At 70.9% G+C, this 16,565-nt stretch carries 14 protein-coding genes (1 of these 14 cut by a window edge); 3 read left to right on the top strand and 11 right to left on the bottom strand.

Annotated features, from left to right (window positions below):
* Positions 1-6: 6 nt before the first annotated feature.
* Both AC3AOF_RS01035 and hemH read right to left on the bottom strand, forming a co-directional pair.
* A complete protein-coding gene (locus tag AC3AOF_RS01035) occupies positions 7-555 on the bottom strand; it encodes a methylated-DNA--[protein]-cysteine S-methyltransferase (RefSeq protein ID WP_488347452.1) in 549 nt (182 codons plus the stop codon).
* A 62-nt stretch (positions 556-617) separates the two neighbouring features.
* Positions 618-1,700, bottom strand: a complete 1,083-nt coding sequence (gene hemH, locus AC3AOF_RS01030) for a ferrochelatase (RefSeq protein ID WP_488347451.1) — start codon at positions 1,698-1,700, stop codon at positions 618-620.
* Positions 1,701-1,921: 221 nt separating this feature from the next.
* Here hemH and AC3AOF_RS01025 point away from each other — a divergent pair, with 221 nt between their 5' ends.
* Both AC3AOF_RS01025 and ung read left to right on the top strand, forming a co-directional pair.
* Positions 1,922-3,433, top strand: a complete 1,512-nt coding sequence (locus tag AC3AOF_RS01025; RefSeq protein WP_236990691.1) for a bifunctional metallophosphatase/5'-nucleotidase — start codon at positions 1,922-1,924, stop codon at positions 3,431-3,433.
* A gap of 6 nt (positions 3,434-3,439) precedes the next feature.
* Positions 3,440-4,144 carry a uracil-DNA glycosylase gene (gene ung, locus AC3AOF_RS01020; protein WP_488347450.1) on the top strand — a complete coding sequence of 235 codons (705 nt, stop codon included), beginning with the start codon at positions 3,440-3,442 and terminating at the stop codon, positions 4,142-4,144.
* Between the two features lie 270 nt (positions 4,145-4,414).
* Here ung and AC3AOF_RS01015 read toward each other — a convergent pair whose 3' ends face one another.
* The 9 genes from AC3AOF_RS01015 to AC3AOF_RS00975 all read right to left on the bottom strand — a co-directional run bounded on the left by AC3AOF_RS01015 (position 4,415) and on the right by AC3AOF_RS00975 (position 15,693).
* Positions 4,415-4,609, bottom strand: coding sequence for a hypothetical protein (locus AC3AOF_RS01015; protein ID WP_488347449.1), 195 nt, complete (start codon positions 4,607-4,609; stop codon positions 4,415-4,417).
* Between the two features lie 42 nt (positions 4,610-4,651).
* Positions 4,652-5,317, bottom strand: coding sequence for an invasion associated locus B family protein (locus tag AC3AOF_RS01010; RefSeq protein ID WP_488347448.1), 666 nt, complete (start codon positions 5,315-5,317; stop codon positions 4,652-4,654).
* A 186-nt stretch (positions 5,318-5,503) separates the two neighbouring features.
* Positions 5,504-6,979 (bottom strand): glucose-6-phosphate dehydrogenase, encoded by a 1,476-nt coding sequence (gene zwf / locus AC3AOF_RS01005; protein ID WP_236990503.1) that lies wholly within the window; start codon positions 6,977-6,979, stop codon positions 5,504-5,506.
* A gap of 251 nt (positions 6,980-7,230) precedes the next feature.
* Positions 7,231-8,148, bottom strand: coding sequence for an SDR family NAD(P)-dependent oxidoreductase (locus AC3AOF_RS01000; protein WP_488347447.1), 918 nt, complete (start codon positions 8,146-8,148; stop codon positions 7,231-7,233).
* 161 nt (positions 8,149-8,309) lie between these two features.
* The gene (locus AC3AOF_RS00995) at positions 8,310-9,404 is read right to left on the bottom strand and encodes a DUF4167 domain-containing protein (protein ID WP_488347446.1); all 1,095 of its coding nucleotides are present in this window, start codon (positions 9,402-9,404) and stop codon (positions 8,310-8,312) included.
* Positions 9,405-9,820: 416 nt separating this feature from the next.
* Positions 9,821-10,642, bottom strand: coding sequence for a peptide chain release factor N(5)-glutamine methyltransferase (prmC, locus tag AC3AOF_RS00990; RefSeq protein ID WP_236992814.1), 822 nt, complete (start codon positions 10,640-10,642; stop codon positions 9,821-9,823).
* Between the two features lie 41 nt (positions 10,643-10,683).
* The gene (prfA, locus tag AC3AOF_RS00985) at positions 10,684-11,763 is read right to left on the bottom strand and encodes a peptide chain release factor 1 (RefSeq protein ID WP_236990506.1); all 1,080 of its coding nucleotides are present in this window, start codon (positions 11,761-11,763) and stop codon (positions 10,684-10,686) included.
* Positions 11,764-11,941: 178 nt separating this feature from the next.
* Positions 11,942-14,203 carry a phosphoenolpyruvate--protein phosphotransferase gene (ptsP, locus tag AC3AOF_RS00980; protein ID WP_236990507.1) on the bottom strand — a complete coding sequence of 754 codons (2,262 nt, stop codon included), beginning with the start codon at positions 14,201-14,203 and terminating at the stop codon, positions 11,942-11,944.
* Positions 14,204-14,457: 254 nt separating this feature from the next.
* Complete coding sequence (locus tag AC3AOF_RS00975; protein WP_488347445.1) at positions 14,458-15,693, bottom strand: aspartate kinase; 1,236 nt, start codon at positions 15,691-15,693, stop codon at positions 14,458-14,460.
* 202 nt (positions 15,694-15,895) lie between these two features.
* Between AC3AOF_RS00975 and ubiG the strand changes: the two genes are divergently transcribed.
* On the top strand, positions 15,896-16,565 hold the 5' portion of the coding sequence (gene ubiG / locus AC3AOF_RS00970) for a bifunctional 2-polyprenyl-6-hydroxyphenol methylase/3-demethylubiquinol 3-O-methyltransferase UbiG (RefSeq protein WP_488347444.1). 80 nt of this gene lie beyond the right edge of the window; the window shows 670 of its 750 coding nt (coding positions 1-670); it begins with the start codon at positions 15,896-15,898; its stop codon lies beyond the right edge, outside the window.

The following is a 16,565-nucleotide window of genomic DNA, read 5'->3' as shown; positions in this document are numbered from 1 at the left end:
TCGGCGTCACCCCAGATCCAGCCGCCCCTGCCGCCCGCCGAGCGTCACACCTTCATGGACTAGCAGCCACTGCTTGCGATGGAGCCCGCCGCCATAGCCGGTAAGGCTGTCATTCGCCCCGATCACCCGGTGGCACGGCACCACGAGGCCGACCGGGTTGGCGCCGTTGGCGAGCCCCACCGCCCGCACCGCCTTGTCCCGGCCGAGACGCTGCGCCAGGGCACCGTAGCTCGTCGTCGTGCCAGCCGGGATGGTGCGGAGCGCGGTCCAGACCTCGCGCTGGAAGGCCGTGCCGTTGTGGCGGACCGCCAGCCCGTCGATGGCGCCGAGATCGCCGGTGAAATAGGCCGCGAGCGGATCATGGATCGCCGGCGGCAGGGCGGCGTCCCTGAGGGTGAAGGCGGTGCCGTAATGCAGCCGCAGCAGGCGCCGCATCCGCGCCTCGTGGTCCGACCAGTCGAGGGCGCGTAAGGTCGCATCCTCGTCGAAGACCAGCAGCATCGTGCCGATCGGGGTCGGCAGGGTGCCGAGGAGGAAGGTGGCAGGCGCGGACATGATCGCCCGACGTTAACCCGGGCGCGGGGCCGCCGCGACGGCCGCGGCGGGCCATCCACCGCTCAGTCGAGCCAGCCCTTCAACTCGCGGGCGACGACGTGCTCGATCACCCGCATGCCCTTGGCTCCGTCGTTGAGGCAGGGCAGGTAGGCGAAGTGGGTGCCGCCGCCTTCCTCGAAATAGTGCCGGTTCTCGCCGTCGAGCTCTTCCAGGGTCTCGAGGCAATCGGCGGTGAAGCCCGGCGCCACGATGGCGAGGCGCTTCACGCCCTGGGCGGCCAGCTCCTTCACGGTTTCGTCGGTATAGGGCTTCAGCCATTCCTCGTTGCCGAAGCGCGACTGGAAGGTGGTGCGCATCCGCTCCGGCGAGTAGCCGAGCGCCTCGCGGATCAGGCGGCCGGTCTTCACGCATTGGCAGTGATAGGGATCGCCCTTCATCAGGTACGATTTCGGCACGCCGTGGAACGAGGTGAGGATGACCTCGGGCTCGAAGTCGAGGGCGGCGAGGTCGCGGCGGATCGCGCTCGCCACCGCCTCGATATAGACCGGGTCGTCGTGATAGGGCGGCGAGACCCGCACGGTCGGCTGCCAGCGCATCTTCATCAAGGCCCGGAACGCCTGGTCGCAGGCGGTGGCCGAGGTCGCAGCGGCGTATTGCGGATAGAGCGGCACCAGCAGGATCCGGTCGCAGCCCTGATCGAGCAGCGCCTGGATGCGCTTGTCGACCTCGGGCTTGCCGTAGCGCATCGCCCAGTCGACCACGACGCGGTCGCCCATCGCCGCCTGGAGCTTCTCGGCCTGGCCGCGGGTGATGGTCTTGAGCGGGCCCTCGTCGCGCTCGTTGTTCCAGACCGAGGCATAGTCGCGCCCCTTCGGGCCCGGGCGCTTGGTCAGGATCACCAGGTTGAGGAGCGGCCACCAGACCGCGCGCGGCACCTCGATCACCCGCCGGTCGGAAAGGAATTCCTTGAGGTAGCGGCGCATCGGCCAGTAGCTCGTGCCCTCGGGCGTGCCGAGATTCATCAGGAGCACGCCGATCCGGCCCCATCGCACGGCCGGGTGGCCGGTCGGCAGAGCGCCGGCACCGGTCTGGCCCACGGGAGTGGCGCCGCGGGCGAGCGCGGCGTTCGGGGTCACCTCGTTCATGATCGTCCGGTCTGCTTGTCGGCCCGGAGGTTGGCGCGCCCGGGCCCGTCTGTCTTCGCGTCGGGTGCCGTCTACATAGCGCAAAGACCGCCCGAACCAACGCGTCGCGACGCTGCACCGCTTTGCGCACGAGATGTTTCCCCGAGACATTCGCCGGTCAAGATTGCCATGGGACAGTGGCGCCCGCGCCCCGGGCATCCCGCCCCCGCCGGAGACCCTGCATGACCTCGCCGAGCCGCCGCCAGACCCTCGCCCTCGGCCTCGGGGCCGGATTCGCCGGTTTGACGGTCGGGCGGGCCGCCGCCCGGGCGCCGGATACCGACTTCACCCTGGTCCTCGTCAACGACATCTACCGGATGGGGCCGGTCGACGGCCGCGGCGGCTTCCCGAAGCTCGCGGCCGTGGTCAAGGCCGAGCGGGCGAAAGGCCGACCAGTCTTGGTCTGCCATGCCGGCGACACCCTCTCGCCCTCGCTGATGTCGGGCATCGACAAGGGCCGCCACATCATCGAACTCACCAACCTCATCAAGCCGGACGTGTTCGTGCCGGGCAACCACGAGTTCGATTTCGGCCAGACGATCTATCTGGAGCGGATGCGGGCCGCGAACTTTCCGGTGTTCGCCGCCAACCTGCGCCGGCCCGACGGCTCGCCGGTGCCGGGCACCAGCGAATCGACGATTCTCACCGTCGGCGGGATCAAGCTCGGGGTGGTCGGCATCGCGCTGCCCGAGACCCCGGCCAAGTCTCAATCGGGCGACTGGACATTCGGCCCCGCCGTCGCGACCCTCGCCCGCGAGGCGGCGTCCTTGCGGGCGGCAGGCGCCGAGATGGTGCTGGCGGTCTGCCACACCGACCGGGCGACCGACGAGGCCCTGGTGGCGAGCCGGCACGCCGACATCGTGCTCTCGGGCCACGACCACGACCTGGCGCTCCGCTACGACGGCCGCACGGTCTTCGCCGAATCCGGCCATGATGCCGAATACGTCACTGCCATCGACATCAAGGCCGAAGGGACCGGCACGGCGCTCACCTGGACCGCCGCCTTCCGCATCCACGACACCGCCGAGATCGAGCCCGACCCGGAGGTGCTGGCGGTGGTCAACCGCCTGGAAGGCGACCTCGCCCGCGAGCTCGACGTGCCGCTCGGCCGGGTGACCAACGCCCTCGACACCCGCATCGAGGTGGTGCGCCGGGGCGAGGCCGCCTTCGGCGACCTCGTCGCGGATGCGCTGCGCCACGCCGCCGGGGCCGAGATCGGCCTGATGAACGGCGGCGGCATCCGCGGCAACCGAACCTACCCGGCCGACAGCGCGCTGACCCGCCGCGACGTGCTGACGGAACTCCCCTTCGGCAACACTTCGGTGCTGGTCAAGATCTCGGGCGCCCAGGTGCTCGCCGCCCTGGAGAACGGCTTTTCGGAACTCGGCCGCTCCGCCGGGCGCTTCCCGCAAGTCTCCGGGATCACCGTCACGGTCGATCCCGCCGCTGCGATCGGGAAACGGGTCGTCGAGGTCCGCGTCGGCGGCACAGCCCTCGATCCGGCCCGGTCCTACACGGTCGCGGCCAACAACTTCATGCTCGCCGGCGGCAACGATTACGGGATGCTGGCCGAGGGGCGGACGCTGGTCGGCGCCACCGACGGCACGCTCGTCGCCAACGTGGTGATGTCCTACATCCGCGCCCACGCGCCGCTGACGATCGAGACGGGGCGCCTCCTCCTCCGCCGCTCCTGAGGTCCGATGCCGACAGACGATTCCGTGGCGGGCGCGCTCGCCCGCTTCCAGGCCTCCGGGTCGCCCTGGCTCGCCCTGCCCTTCTTCCAGGACGGCAGCGCCGAGCGGGTCGCCGAGGCGGTCGATGCCCGCAGGACCGCCGGCGCCCGGGTGCTGCCGGCGCCGGACGACATCTTCAACGCGCTGACGCTGACGCCGCTCGACCGGGTGCGGGCGGTGATCCTCGGGCAGGACCCCTACCCGACTCCGGGCGACGCCCACGGCCTCGCCTTCTCGTATGTCGGCAGGCGCCGGCTGCCGGCCTCGCTCAAGGTGATCCTGGCCGAGATGGCGGAGGAGACCGGCTCCCCGGTGCCGGCCTCCGGCGACCTCACCCCCTGGGCGCGCCAGGGCGTGCTGCTCCTCAATGCGGCGCTCACCGTCGAGGCGGGGAAATCCGGCGCCCACATGAAGCTCGGCTGGTCGGCACTGACCGATCAGGCGGTCCAAGCGGTCTCGGCGGAGCGCCCGGCGGTGGCCTTCCTGCTCTGGGGCGCACCGGCCCGCCAGCGCGCCGCCCTGATCGATGGCACCAAGCATCTGGTTCTGGAGGCCGGTCACCCCTCGCCCCTCAACCGCAAGGCGGATTTCCGCGGCAGCCGGCCGTTCGGGCGGGCCAATGCATGGCTGGAGGAGAACGGGCTGGAACCGATCGACTGGCGGCTGGCGTAGAGGGATCTTCTGTCAGATCTTGCTTGTCTGATCAGCGTAGTCCGTCCCACACGCGACCTCATCCTGAGGTGTCGGTCCATCTCGATGGACTGACACCTCAGGATGAAGTCGCGAATGGGATGGAAGGCTTTTCTGCGCTGTTGGTTCTGCAACCCCAGCAATCCCTCATACGATTTCCGATTGATCGCTTCGCGATGCGGAAATCAGCTTCGCTCACGCGCCGCGCGGGCTGGTGATACGAAATCCGGAAGCGATCTTCCGGATTGCGTATCACACCCGGATATCGAGCCGCTGGCCCTGCCCGGGCGGCGCGGGAGCATTCGCCGCCGTCTCGGCCACGAGGCCGGCGACGGCGCGCTCGGCATCGAGCTGGCGGCGGACCGCGAGGGTCGCGACCTGCCGGGTGAAGGCGGCGCCTTGCTGGGAGACGGCGCCGGAGATGAGGGAGGCGGTGCTGAGGCTCATGCCGCCATCCTGCGTCGAAACCTTGAGCGGGCCGTGAACGCGTCAGCTCAAAAGCTGCGACATCCGGGCGAGCGCGGCGGCGAATCCCGCGAGCGGCACCGTGATGGTCTCGGCCTCGCCGTTGGGCTTTGTGCCGGTGACGCGCAGGTTCACGGCGGTCTTCATCGCGTCGGTGGCCACCGTCGGGAAGCTGATCGGCACGATGCAGCCGGCCTGGACGCAGGAGGTGTAGGGCGCGCCCTTGCCGAGGGTCGCGTCGTCGAGCTTGAAGGTCACGCCGGGATCGATCGACAGGCCGAGCGGCATCAGCAGAAGACCGGTACTGCGGCCGTCCTGGGGGGCATTCAGCTCGATGCTGAAGCGGCGCTGCCCGGTCTGGGCCACCCCTTGCGCCTGCGACAGCTGGCACTGGCGCTTGTCGTTGTCGCGGGTGCAGCTGATGGTCCAGTCGCCGTAGACTTCGCTGACCGCGCTCGCGCCGTTGGGCCAGGCCCCGGTCGGGGCCGCGACCGCGGCGGGTGCCGCCTCGGCCTTCGGGGCCGGCGCGGGCTTCGGCGCAGGGCGGCGGGGCTTCGGCGCGGGCTTGTGGGCCGGAGGGGCCTCGGCCGCCGGGGCCTCGCCGGCGGGTTCCTCCTGGGCACGCGCGGGCCCTGCGACGAGGGCGGCGAGGACCAGGAGGCTGGCGAGGGACGGGCGGCAGGGCGACATGATGCAATCCTCGACGCCCGCGCACGCCGGCGCGCGGGCCTTCACACTTGCGGTCCGCTCTAGAGCGCGGCGCACCGGAAGGGAAGCCGCGGCGGATGCGATCCCACCGTCATGCCCTTGAAATAACTTGGATTTATTCCAATCAGCGCCTTTGCGTCAGTCGATGTGTCCAGGCCCTGATCGGCGTCAGCCGATGTCCTCGTGCCAAGTGCGGCCGTCGCGCTCGATCAGCGCGATGGCGGCGGTGGGACCCCAGGTCCCGGCCGGATAGGGGCGCGGCGGCTCCGGGCGGTCGGCCCAGGCGTTGAGCAGGGTGTCGGCCCAGGCCCAGGCGGCCTCCACCTCGTCGCGGCGCATGAACAGGGTGGCGTTGCCCCGCACCACATCCATCAGCAGGCGCTCGTAGGCATCCGGATAGCGCTGGTTGAAGGTCTCCTCGAAGGAGATGTCGAGGCCGGTCGCCCGCAGGCGCATGCCACCGGGGCCCGGCTCCTTGGTCATCACCTCGAGCTTGATGCCCTCCTGCGGCTGCAGCCGGATCACCAGCCGGTTCGGCTCGCGGGCGAACTCGTCCGAGAAGATGCTGAACGGCGAGGAGCGGAACTGCACCACGATCTCGGAGACCTTTTGCGGCAGCCGCTTGCCGGTGCGCAGGTAGAACGGCACCCCGGCCCAGCGCGGGGTCATCAGCTCGAGCCTCAACGCCACGAAGGTCTCGGTCAGGCTCGACCGGTCCTCGGCGAGGTCGGCGACGTAACCCGGCACCGGCTGGCCGTTCACCGCGCCGGCGACGTACTGGCCGCGCACGGTGCGCAGCGGCACCTCGTGGGCGGGGATCGGCTTCAAGGCGCGCAGCACCTTCAGCTTCTCGTCGCGCACCGCATCGGCGTCGAGCGAGAGCGGGCTCTCCATGCCGAGCAGGCAGAGGAGCTGCAGCATGTGGTTCTGCAGCATGTCGCGCAGTGCGCCCGACGTGTCGTAGTAGCCGCCGCGGCCCTCGACCCCCACCGTCTCGGCCACGGTGATCTGCACGTGGTCGATCACGTCGGCGTTCCACAGCCGCTCGAAGATCGTGTTGGCAAAGCGCAGGGCCAGGAGATTCTGCACCGTCTCCTTGCCGAGGTAATGGTCGATGCGGAAGATCTGGCTCTCGGGAAAGACCTTGCCGACCTGGTCGTTGATGGCCCGCGCCGAGGCGAGGTCGTGGCCGATCGGCTTCTCCAGCACCACGCGGGAGCGCTCGCCGATCAGGCCATGGGCGCTGAGGTTGCGGCAGATCGCACCGTACAGGCTCGGCGAGGTGGCGAGATAATAGGGCCGGACGTGGTTCGGATGCTCGGCGAGCAGGTTCGCCAGATCCTCCCAGCCCGCATCCCCTGCCCCATCCACCGCGACATAGGCCAGGTGGTCGAGGAAGCGCGTCGCCGTGTCGGACTCGCGATCGGCGGCCGGGACGTGGCGCTCGAGCGCTGCGGCGGCGAGGTCGCGGTACTCCCCGGTGCTCAGATGGGTGCGTGCTGCGGCGATGATGCGGCTCTCCTCCGGGATCTGCCGATCGCGGAAGCGGTAATAGAGCGCCGGCAGCAGCTTGCGCATCGTCAGGTCGCCGGTGGCGCCGAACACGACGGCATCGAAGGGGGCGACGGGGATGATCTTGTGCATCGGGTGACGGGTCTCCCGCTGGGACCGGCCGGCCCTGCAAGGGCGCGGCCAGTCTGTGTCTTTCGGCGGATTGTCCTACCCGCAACCTCATCCTGAGGTGCGACCGTAAGGGAGCCTCGAAGGAGGGCTGCAGAAATCTCAGGGCTGTCTGGAGCCCTCCTTCGAGGCTCGCGCCGCTCACTCCTCAGGATGAGGTCGCGAGCGGGAGGACGAGGGTGGGTTTGGTGCTTGCCTCTCCGAGAGACGAGCTCTCAGAACGAGGCCGGGGTGGCCGCGGCCTCCTTGATCCCCTCGTCCGCCCCTTTCGCCCCGCCCTCCAGGGGCGCCTCCATATGGGCGGCGAAGGCCGCCTTGTGGTCGGGGTGCCAGCGCGACAGGGCCGGGCGGTTGCGGATCACGTCGTCGGAAGACCAGCGCATCCGCTTCTCGTCCATCTCCCGGGTGGTCTCGTTGTCCGGGCACAGGATGTAGAAATCGCCGGCCGCCATCTTGTCGAGGAGGACATCCACGGTCTCCTCCGGCGTCCAGGCGCCGGCCGGCTTCTCGGCCACGCCGCGGGCGCGGGTGAGGCCGGTATAGACGAAGCCCGGGATCAGCAGGTGGGCGGTGACGAGCGACCGCGCCTCGCGTAATTCGTGCGCCAGCGCCTCGGCCGTCACCTTCACGCCCGCCTTGCTGACGTTGTAGGGCGTGTTGCCCGGCGGGGTCGTGATGCCCTGCTTCGAGCCGGTGACGATCACCGCGCCGGGCTGCCTCGCCTCGATCATCCCCGGCACGAAGGTTTGGACGGCGTTGACGACGCCCCAGAGGTTTGTGTCGACGATGCGGTGCCAGGTCGCGGCGTCGGAGAAGAATCGGCCGCCGGCCTCGATGCCGGCATTGGCCATCAGCACCGCGATCGATCCGAGGGCTTCGGCCTCTCGGCGCAGGGCCTCCAGCACCTCCGGCTTCGTCACGTCGGTCGGCACCGCGCGGACATCCGCCTCGCCGCCGGGGGAGGCCGCCGCGACCGCGCGGCCGGCCTGGTCCAGGGCCTCGCCGGGGAGGTCGGCCAGCACCACCCGCATGCCCACCCGGGCAAAGGCGGTGGCGGCCGCCAGGCCGATGCCGCTCGCTGCGCCGGTAACGACGGCGACGCGGCCCTTCGCGAGTGCGGGGTGGTAATTCATTCTGCGCTCCGCCGGGACCATGAGGCTCGTGTCACGGCGGCAGGTAGGCAGCCGCGCGGAAAACACCACGGGCGACGGCGTAAAAATCGTCGGGGGCCTCTCCATGCACTGCGCCCGGCCTCCGTTGCCGAAGGCCGGGCGCAGGGTCGCTCGGCTGTGATTCACTCGCCCGAGGATTCGGCGGGCTTCGGGAACAGCTCGCCGGCGGGCTCACCCTCGGCCCCCTCGAACCGGGTGCGGCGGCGACGGCGCGGCCGCGGCGCCGGGGCCTCGGCCTCCGCCTCGACCGGCATGGCGGGGGGTGCCGGCGGCGCCTCCTCGACCGGGGCGGGCGCCGGGGCGGCGGGACGCACCGGGGTGGTCAGGAAGGCCGGCAGGCCGGTCGGCTCGTCGGCGGCCAGGACCGGCTCGGAGCGGGGCTCCTCGCGGCGGCGTTCGCGGCGGAACTCGGAGCGGCCGCCCTCGCGGTAGCCCTCCGGTCTCGGGCTCTCTTGCCGTAGGTTCTCTTGCCGCGGGGCCTCCTGCCGCGGGGCCTCCTGACGCACCGGCTCCTGCCGGGGCTGCTCGGCACGGGACAGGTCCTGGCGCTCGCCGGCCTGCCTGTCGGGACGATCTTGCCGATCGGGGCGGTCCTGGCGCTCAGGACGATCCTGGCGCTCAGGACGGTCCTGGCGCTCGGCCCGCTGCTCGACCCGCTCCTGGCGGTCGCGCTGCTGACGCTCCTGGCGGTTCTGGAAGCGCTCGCGGCGCTCCTGCCGGTCGGGCCGGTCCTGGCGCTGCTGATCCTGCCGCGGCTGGTCCTGGCGGTCGAAGCGGGACGGGCGGTCGTCGCCGCCCCTGTCGTAGGGCTGCGGCTGCTGGCCGGGGTCGCCGTAATCGTCGGCGGCGCCGTAGCCGGACTGAGGATAACCGTTGGCGCCGCCGCGCTCCTGCTGCTGCGGGTAACCGTTGGCCGGCGCGCCCTCGTCGTCGCCGTCATCCTCATCGTCATAGCCCTGGCGGCCGTAATTGGCGCCATATTGCTGGCGGTATTGCTCGTTCGCCGCCGTGATGATGCGAAAATAGTGCTCGCCGTGCTGGAAGTAGTTCTCGGCCATCACGGGATCGCCGCTCGCCTGGGCGTCGCGGGCGAGCTGGGCGTATTTCTCGGCGATGTGCTGGGCGGTACCGCGGATCTTCACATCGGGGCCGTTCGACTCGTAGGCCCGGGTCAGCGGGTTCGGCCCCTTGTTGTTGGTGCGGTTGCGACCACGCATACGCCTGTTCTGGTTCGGTCTCATCGGCCTCGACTGACCCTCTTCGACGACTTGAAGGGCGGAACTTCACGCGCGCGGCGGGTCTTCGTCCGCGAAGCCGGGGGCCTCTGCCGGGCCCTGTTCCGTCTCCGCAGCGATGTCCGCCTTGCCCTGTGCGACCGCGGGCCGTCTCACGATCCGGCCACCGTCGATCCACAGATGCGGTGCACCGGACCGCCTACGCGCTCATTGGTCTGCCCGGTGGTGGAAGATCGTCCGAAGGTCCGCGCTCAATGTCGCGCCTGAGAACTGAGCCTGGCTGTGTTGTCCGGACCGTTCACGATCTGCCCCGGGACGTTAGCGGGTTAGACCCGCCGCGCCAAGTGACCTCGCACCGATTTTGCGCACAAAGGCCACAGGAACCTGAAGAATCCACGTCAGGATGCGTTCCCCGCGGTCATGACGACCACCCGCGGGTGCCCGGCGAGGTCGCGCCGCACCTCCGCGCGCAAGCCGTGATCGGCGGCGAGCTGCCGCAACGCCGCCTCCTGGTCGTATCCGATCTCGACCAGGAGATGCCCGCCGGGCACGAGGAGAGGCGGCACCTGGGCCAGGATGGTACGGTAGGCGGCGAGCCCGTCAGGCCCGCCATCGAGGGCAAGGCGGGGATCGTGGTCGCGCACCTCCCCGGACAGGCCATCGACGACGCCGCTGGCGATGTAGGGCGGGTTCGCCACCACGAGGTCGAACGGTCCGGCGAGCGACGCGGCCCAGTCGCCGGCGACGAAGGCGGCACGGCCGGCGACGCCGTTGCGGGCGGCATTCATCCGCGCGGTTCCGAGCGCGCCGGGCAACCGGTCGAGGCCGACACCGAAAGTGTGCCGCCATTCGGTGAGCAGGGCCACCAGGATGCAGCCGGAGCCGGTGCCGAGATCGGCGATGCGGGCCGGGCCGTCCGGCCTGAGCCCGAGTGCCGCCTCGACCAGGGTTTCGGTGTCGGGACGCGGCACCAAGGTCTCGGGCGAGAGCCCGAAGGGCAGCCCCCAGAACTCCCAGGCGCCGATGATCCGCGCCACCGGCTCGCCGGCGGTGCGCCGGGCGAGGTAGGCGGTGAGACGCGCAGCCCCCTCCTCGCCGACCGGCTCGGCCCCGCGGAGCGCCAGGTCGGTGGCGGTGATGCACAACGCCTCCTCGACCAGGATACGGGCATCGAGGGCGGCGGCCTCGATGCCGCGGGCCGCGAGGGCATCGGCGGCCATGGCCCGGGCCGCGATCCGGCTCGTCCCAGGCGTGATCGCCGTCACGCCATCCCCTCGGCGGCGAGCAAAGCCGCCTGATGCTCGGTGATGAGCGCGTCCACCACCTCGTCGAGGGCGGTGCCGGCCATCACCTCCTCCAGCTTGTACAGGGTCAGGTTGATGCGGTGATCGGTCACCCGCGCTTGCGGGAAGTTGTAGGTGCGGATCCGCTCCGACCGGTCGCCGCTGCCGACCTGGGCGCGGCGATCCGCGGCGCGGGCGGCATCCTTCTGGCTGCGCTCCTGGTCGTAGAGCTTGGCCCGCAGGAGCGCCATGGCGCGGGCCCGGTTCTTGTGCTGCGAGCGCTCTTCCTGGACGAAGATCACGATGCCGCTCGGCACGTGGGTGATCCGGATCGCCGACTCGGTCTTGTTGACGTGCTGGCCGCCGGCGCCTTGGGCCCGCATCGTATCGATCTTCAGGTCGGATTCGTTGACCTGGATGTCGACCTCTTCCGCCTCCGGCAGCACCGCCACGGTGGCGGCCGAGGTGTGGATGCGCCCCTGCGTCTCGGTGTCGGGCACCCGCTGCACCCGGTGGGCGCCGCTCTCGAACTTCAGCCGGGCGAAGACGCCGCGGCCCTTCACCTCGGCCACCACCTCGCGGTAGCCGCCCATCGTGCCGGGGCTCTCCGAGATGACCTCGACCCGCCAGCCCTTCAGGTCGGCGTAGCGCGAATACATCCGGAAGAGGTCGCCGGCGAAGAGCGCCGCCTCGTCGCCGCCGGTGCCGGCGCGTACCTCCAGGATGGCGCTCTTCTCGTCGGCGGCATCCTTGGGCAGGAGCAGGAGTTGAAGCGCCCGGGCGGCGGCGTCGCGGGCGGCCTCGGCCTCCGGCTTCTCTTCCGCCGCGAGCGCCCGCATCTCGGGATCGCCCTCCTCGATCATCTCCTCGACGCCGCGCAAGGCGCTCTCGGCGGCCCGGAAGGCGCGGATCGCCTCGACGACGGAATCGAGCTCGGAGAGCTCGCGCGAGAGCTGCACGAAGCTCTCCGCCTCGGCCTCCCCGGCGCTCAAGGTGGCGGTGACGATGTCGTGGCGGGCCAGGATGGCGTCGAGACGGTCGGACGGGATCGCGATCATGCAGGAGATATGGCCATTCGCATCGGCCGGTTCAGCCGGGGCGGCCCGCGCCCGGTGCCGGAGATGGTGCCGCGTATAGCAGGTCTGCGGGGGATGGGGAGTCGTGGCGGCCGTGGACAAAAGCCGTGATCGCGTCCCGAGCGCCGGCGGGACCCTTTGCGGATCCGGCACCGATGCGTCAGACCGGCACGCCGTGCTCCTCGGCAAACGCCGCCAAAGCCGGCCGCAACGACGCTCCGTCCCTGGTCCGCGCCAGTTCCTGCTCCAGGAACGCCGCCACCGCGCCGGCATCGATCCCCAGCACCATCGCCTTGACCGGGCCGATCGAGGCCGGCGACATCGAGAGAGCCCGGAAACCCAGCCCGATCAGCGCCATCGCCTCGAGCGGCCGCCCGCCGATCTCGCCGCAGACCGTCGCCGGTGTCCCGGCGGCGTTGGCCCGCTCGGCGATCAGCCGGAAGGCGCGGAGCGCCGCGGCGCTCAACGGGTCGAAGCGGTTGGCGACCTGACGGTTCTCGCGGTCGACCGCGAACAGGAACTGCATCAGGTCGTTCGAGCCGACCGAGAGGAAATCGGCTTCCGCGGCGATCTCGTCCATCTGAAACAGGAGCGAGGGCACCTCGACCATCACGCCGAGGCGGCAATCCGCCGGCAGCGGGTGGCCGTGGCGGGTGAGGTGCGCCTTCTCGCGCTCGACGATTCCCCGCGCCTGGACGAATTCCTCGACGGTCGCGACCATCGGGAACATGATCTTGAGCGGCCGCCCGCGGGCGGCCTTGAGGAGCGCGCGCAGCTGCATCCGCAGGAGGCCCGGCCGGTCGAGGCCGATGCGGATCGCCCGCCAGCCGAGGGCCGGGTTCTCCTCCTCCAGCGCCTTCATGTAGGGCAGCACCTTGTCGCCGCCGATATCGAGGGTCCGGATCGTCACCGGCAGGTCGCCGACGGCGTCGAACACCGCCTCGTACAGGACCTGCTGCTCGGCCGCACTCGGCATCCGCTCGGCGACCATGAACTGCAATTCGGTCCGGAACAGCCCGACCCCCTCGGCCCCGGTCTCGTTCAGGTGCGACAGGTCGACGATGAGGCCGGCATTGAGCTGCAGCCCGACCGCGACGCCGTCGCGGGTGACCGCCGGCACGTCGCGAAGCGCCCGGTACTGCTCCTGGCGCCGAGCCCTGAGCCGCGCCTTCTCGGCATAGGCCGCCTCGATCTCCGGCCCCGGCCGGATCTGGATCTCACCGGTGCCGCCATCGACGATGATGGCGTCGCCGCTCTCGACGAGCGCCGTGGCATTCGCCACCTCGCCCACCGCCGGGATGCCCAGGGCCCGGGCCACGATGGCGATGTGGCTCGTCGGCCCGCCCTCCTCCAGCACGACGCCGCGCAGGCGCGAGCGGTCGTAGTCGAGGAGCGCGGCCGGGCCCATCGAGCGGGCCACCAGGATGGCGTTCTCGGGCATCGCCTCCTGCCCGCCGATCGGGCGGCCGACGAGCTGGCGCAGCAGCCGGTTGGCGAGGTCGTCGAGGTCGTGCAGGCGCTCGCGCAGGTAAGGATCGCTCTGGCGCAGCATCCGGGCGCGGTTGTCCGACTGGACCCGCTCCACCGCGGCCTCGGCCGTGAGGCCCGAGAGCACCGCCTCGCGCATCCGTCGCAGCCAGCCCTGATCGTGGGCGAACATCCTGACGGTCTCGAGCACCTCCCGATGCTCGCCGGCCCCCGCCACGTCGCCGCGCTCGACGAGGTCGTCGATCGCCGCGCGCACCTCCGCGATGGCGGTGTCGAGGCGCGAGGCTTCGCGCTCGACGTTCTCGGCGATCAGGTTGCGCACGACGATGCGCGGCTCGTGCAGCACGACGTGCCCCAGGCCCACGCCGTCGGCCAGCGCCACGCCGCATTGGCTGAGCGCCCGGCGCGAGGCGCTGACCGTGCCGGGCGACAGGGCCTGCAGCTCGCCCGAGGCAATCATCTCCGCCAGCACCATGGCGGTGGTCTGGAGCGCCTCGATCTCCTCCTCGGAATAGACCCGGTAGGTGCGGTTCTGCACCACCAGCACGCCCAGCGTGTTGCCGGCCCGCAGCAGCGGCACGCCCAGGAAGGCGTGATAGACCTCCTCGCCGGTCTCCGGGCGGTAGGAGAAGGCGGGGTGCGACTGGGCGTCGGAGAGCGACAGCGGCTCGGCGGTGGCGGCGATCAGGCCGACCAGACCCTCGCCGGCCCGCATGGTGGTGAGGTGCACCGCCTCGCGGTTCAGGCCCTCGGTGGCGAAGAGCTCCAGGTTGCCGTCGTCGCGCAGGACGTAGACCGAGCAGACTTCCGCGACCATGTTGGACGCGATCAGGACGACGATGCGGTCGAGGCGCGCCTGCGGGCCGACCGGCTCCGCCATGGCCTCGCGAAGGCGGCGCAGTAGCAGGCGCGGGCCTCCAGGCGCTGCGGGCATCGTGTCGTGTTCCACCCTTTGGCGAGCCGGGCCGCGTGTGGCGCAACCGTGAGGCTGGCCTGCGCGGGCCTGACGCATCGGTCCCGTTACCGCCGTATAGCGAGTCCGGCGCCCGGCGGGCAAGCGTCCTTCCGGGGGAGTCGGTTTTCACCGGGGGATGCCGGGGCCGAAAAACGCGAGCGCCCCGCCCGCGATGCATCGCGGGCGGGGCGCTTTCACCATCGGGCCGAGATCGGACTCTGCCCGTATGGCGATCAGGCCTTGTCGAGGCCGTAGAGCGAATGGAGCGTGCGCACGGCGAGCTCGGTGTAGGCGGCGTCGATCAGCACCGAGAACTTGATCTCGGACGTGGTGATCGCCCGGATGTTGATGCCCTTCTCGGCAAGTGCCCGGAACGCCTTGGCGGCGACGCCGGCATGGCTGCGCATGCCGACGCCGATCGCCGAGACCTTCACCACGTCGGTGGCGCCCTCGAGGCGTTCGAACTCGACCGTGCCGGACTGCGCGTCGAGGATCGCCCGGGCGCGCTCGTAATCGGCGGCCGGAACCGTGAAGGTCATGTCGGTGGCCGCACCGTCGCCGGACACGACCTGGATGATCATGTCGACGTTGATGTTGGCGTCCGCCAGGGGACCGAAGATGGCGGCGGCGATGCCGGGCTTGTCCTTCACCCGGCGAAGCGTGATCTGCGCCTCGTCCTTCGAGAAGGCGATGCCCGTGATGATCTGCTGTTCCACGATATCGTCCTCGTCGCAGATGAGGGTGCCGGGGCGGGCGTCGTCGGGGTCGTCGAAGGAGGAGCGCACGGTGGTCGGCACCCGGTGCACCATGGCAAGCTCGACCGAGCGCACCTGGAGCACCTTGGCCCCCAGCGAGGCCATCTCCAGCATCTCCTCGAAGGCCACCTTCTCGAGGCGCTGGGCCTTCGGCACCACCCGGGGGTCGGTGGTGTAGACGCCGTCGACGTCGGTATAGATATCGCAACGCTCGGCGCCGATCGCCGCCGCGACCGCGACCGCGCTGGTGTCGGAGCCGCCTCGGCCGAGGGTGGTCAGGCGGCCGGTCTCGGCATGGATGCCCTGGAAGCCGGCGATCACCGCGACCTCGCCGCGCTTGAACCCGGCATCGAGGCGGGCGCCGTCGATGCTCTGGATGCGGGCCGAGCCGTGCTGGTCGGAGGTCTCGATCGGGATCTGCCAGCCCTGCCAGGAGCGGGCCTTGAAGCCCATCTCGTTGAGCACGATGGCGAGCAGGCCCGACGTGACCTGCTCGCCGGAGGCCACGACCGCGTCGTACTCGGACTGGGCGTAGAGCGCCGAGGCGTCCTTGCACCAGGCCACCAGCTCGTTGGTCTTGCCGGACATCGCCGAGACGACGACCGCCACCTCGTAGCCGGCCCGCACCTCGCGGGCGACGTGGCGGGCGACGTTGCGGATGCGGTCGACCGTGGCGACGGAGGTGCCGCCGAATTTCATCACCAGGCGGGGCATGGGGATCCGATCGAACTTTGTTCTCGTGTGCCGTGAGCCGAAGCCGTGGGCGTCCGGCGGGTACAAGCGGTCCGGGGCGGTGTCAATGTTGACGCAGGATCGCCCCGCGCATGAGGCATCGCGGCGGTTGGCCCGGGGCGGCGGCTGCGCTACCTCGACGGCCGAGATGAATTCCTTATCCCCGCACGAAAGCCTGGCGCCGATGAGCGAACCGACCGGACCCTCGATCGACCGCGACGAGGTCGCCCGCTTCGATCGCCTCGCCGCGACCTGGTGGGACGAGGCCGGACCGATGCGGGTGCTGCATCGCTTCAACCCGGTGCGCCTGACCTATATCCGCGACACGGTCTGCCGCCATTTCGATCGCGACCCGCTCGCGCCCAACCCTCTCGCGGGGCTGAGCCTCGTCGATGTCGGCTGCGGCGGCGGCGTGCTGTCGGAGCCGCTGGCGCGGCTGGGCGCCGAGGTGACCGGGCTCGACCCGGCGGTGACAAACGTGAAGGTCGCGCAAGCCCATGCCGACGCGGCCGGCGTGCCGGTCCGCTACCGGGCCGAGACGATCGAGGCGGTGGTCGCGGCAGGCGAACGCTTCGACGTGGTCTGCGCCATGGAGGTGGTGGAGCACGTCACCGACATGCCGGCCTTCGTGCGCACGGCCTGCTACGCCGTGAAGCCCGGCGGCCTGCTCTTCGCCGCCACGATCAACCGGACGATGCGCTCCTTCGCGCTGGCCATCGTGGGGGCCGAATACGTCCTCGGCTGGCTGCCGAAGGGCACCCACGACTGGGAGAAGTTCGTCACGCCGGACGAGTTGCGCGGCGCCGTCGAGGGTGGCGGCCTCTCGGTGACGGATACGACCGGCGTCGTGTTCA

The sequence above is a fragment of the Methylobacterium sp. 142-1Y genome (genome assembly GCF_057747795.1).
Note: the sequence above shows the minus strand (reverse complement) of the source record. Positions and strands in the feature narration are given on the sequence as shown.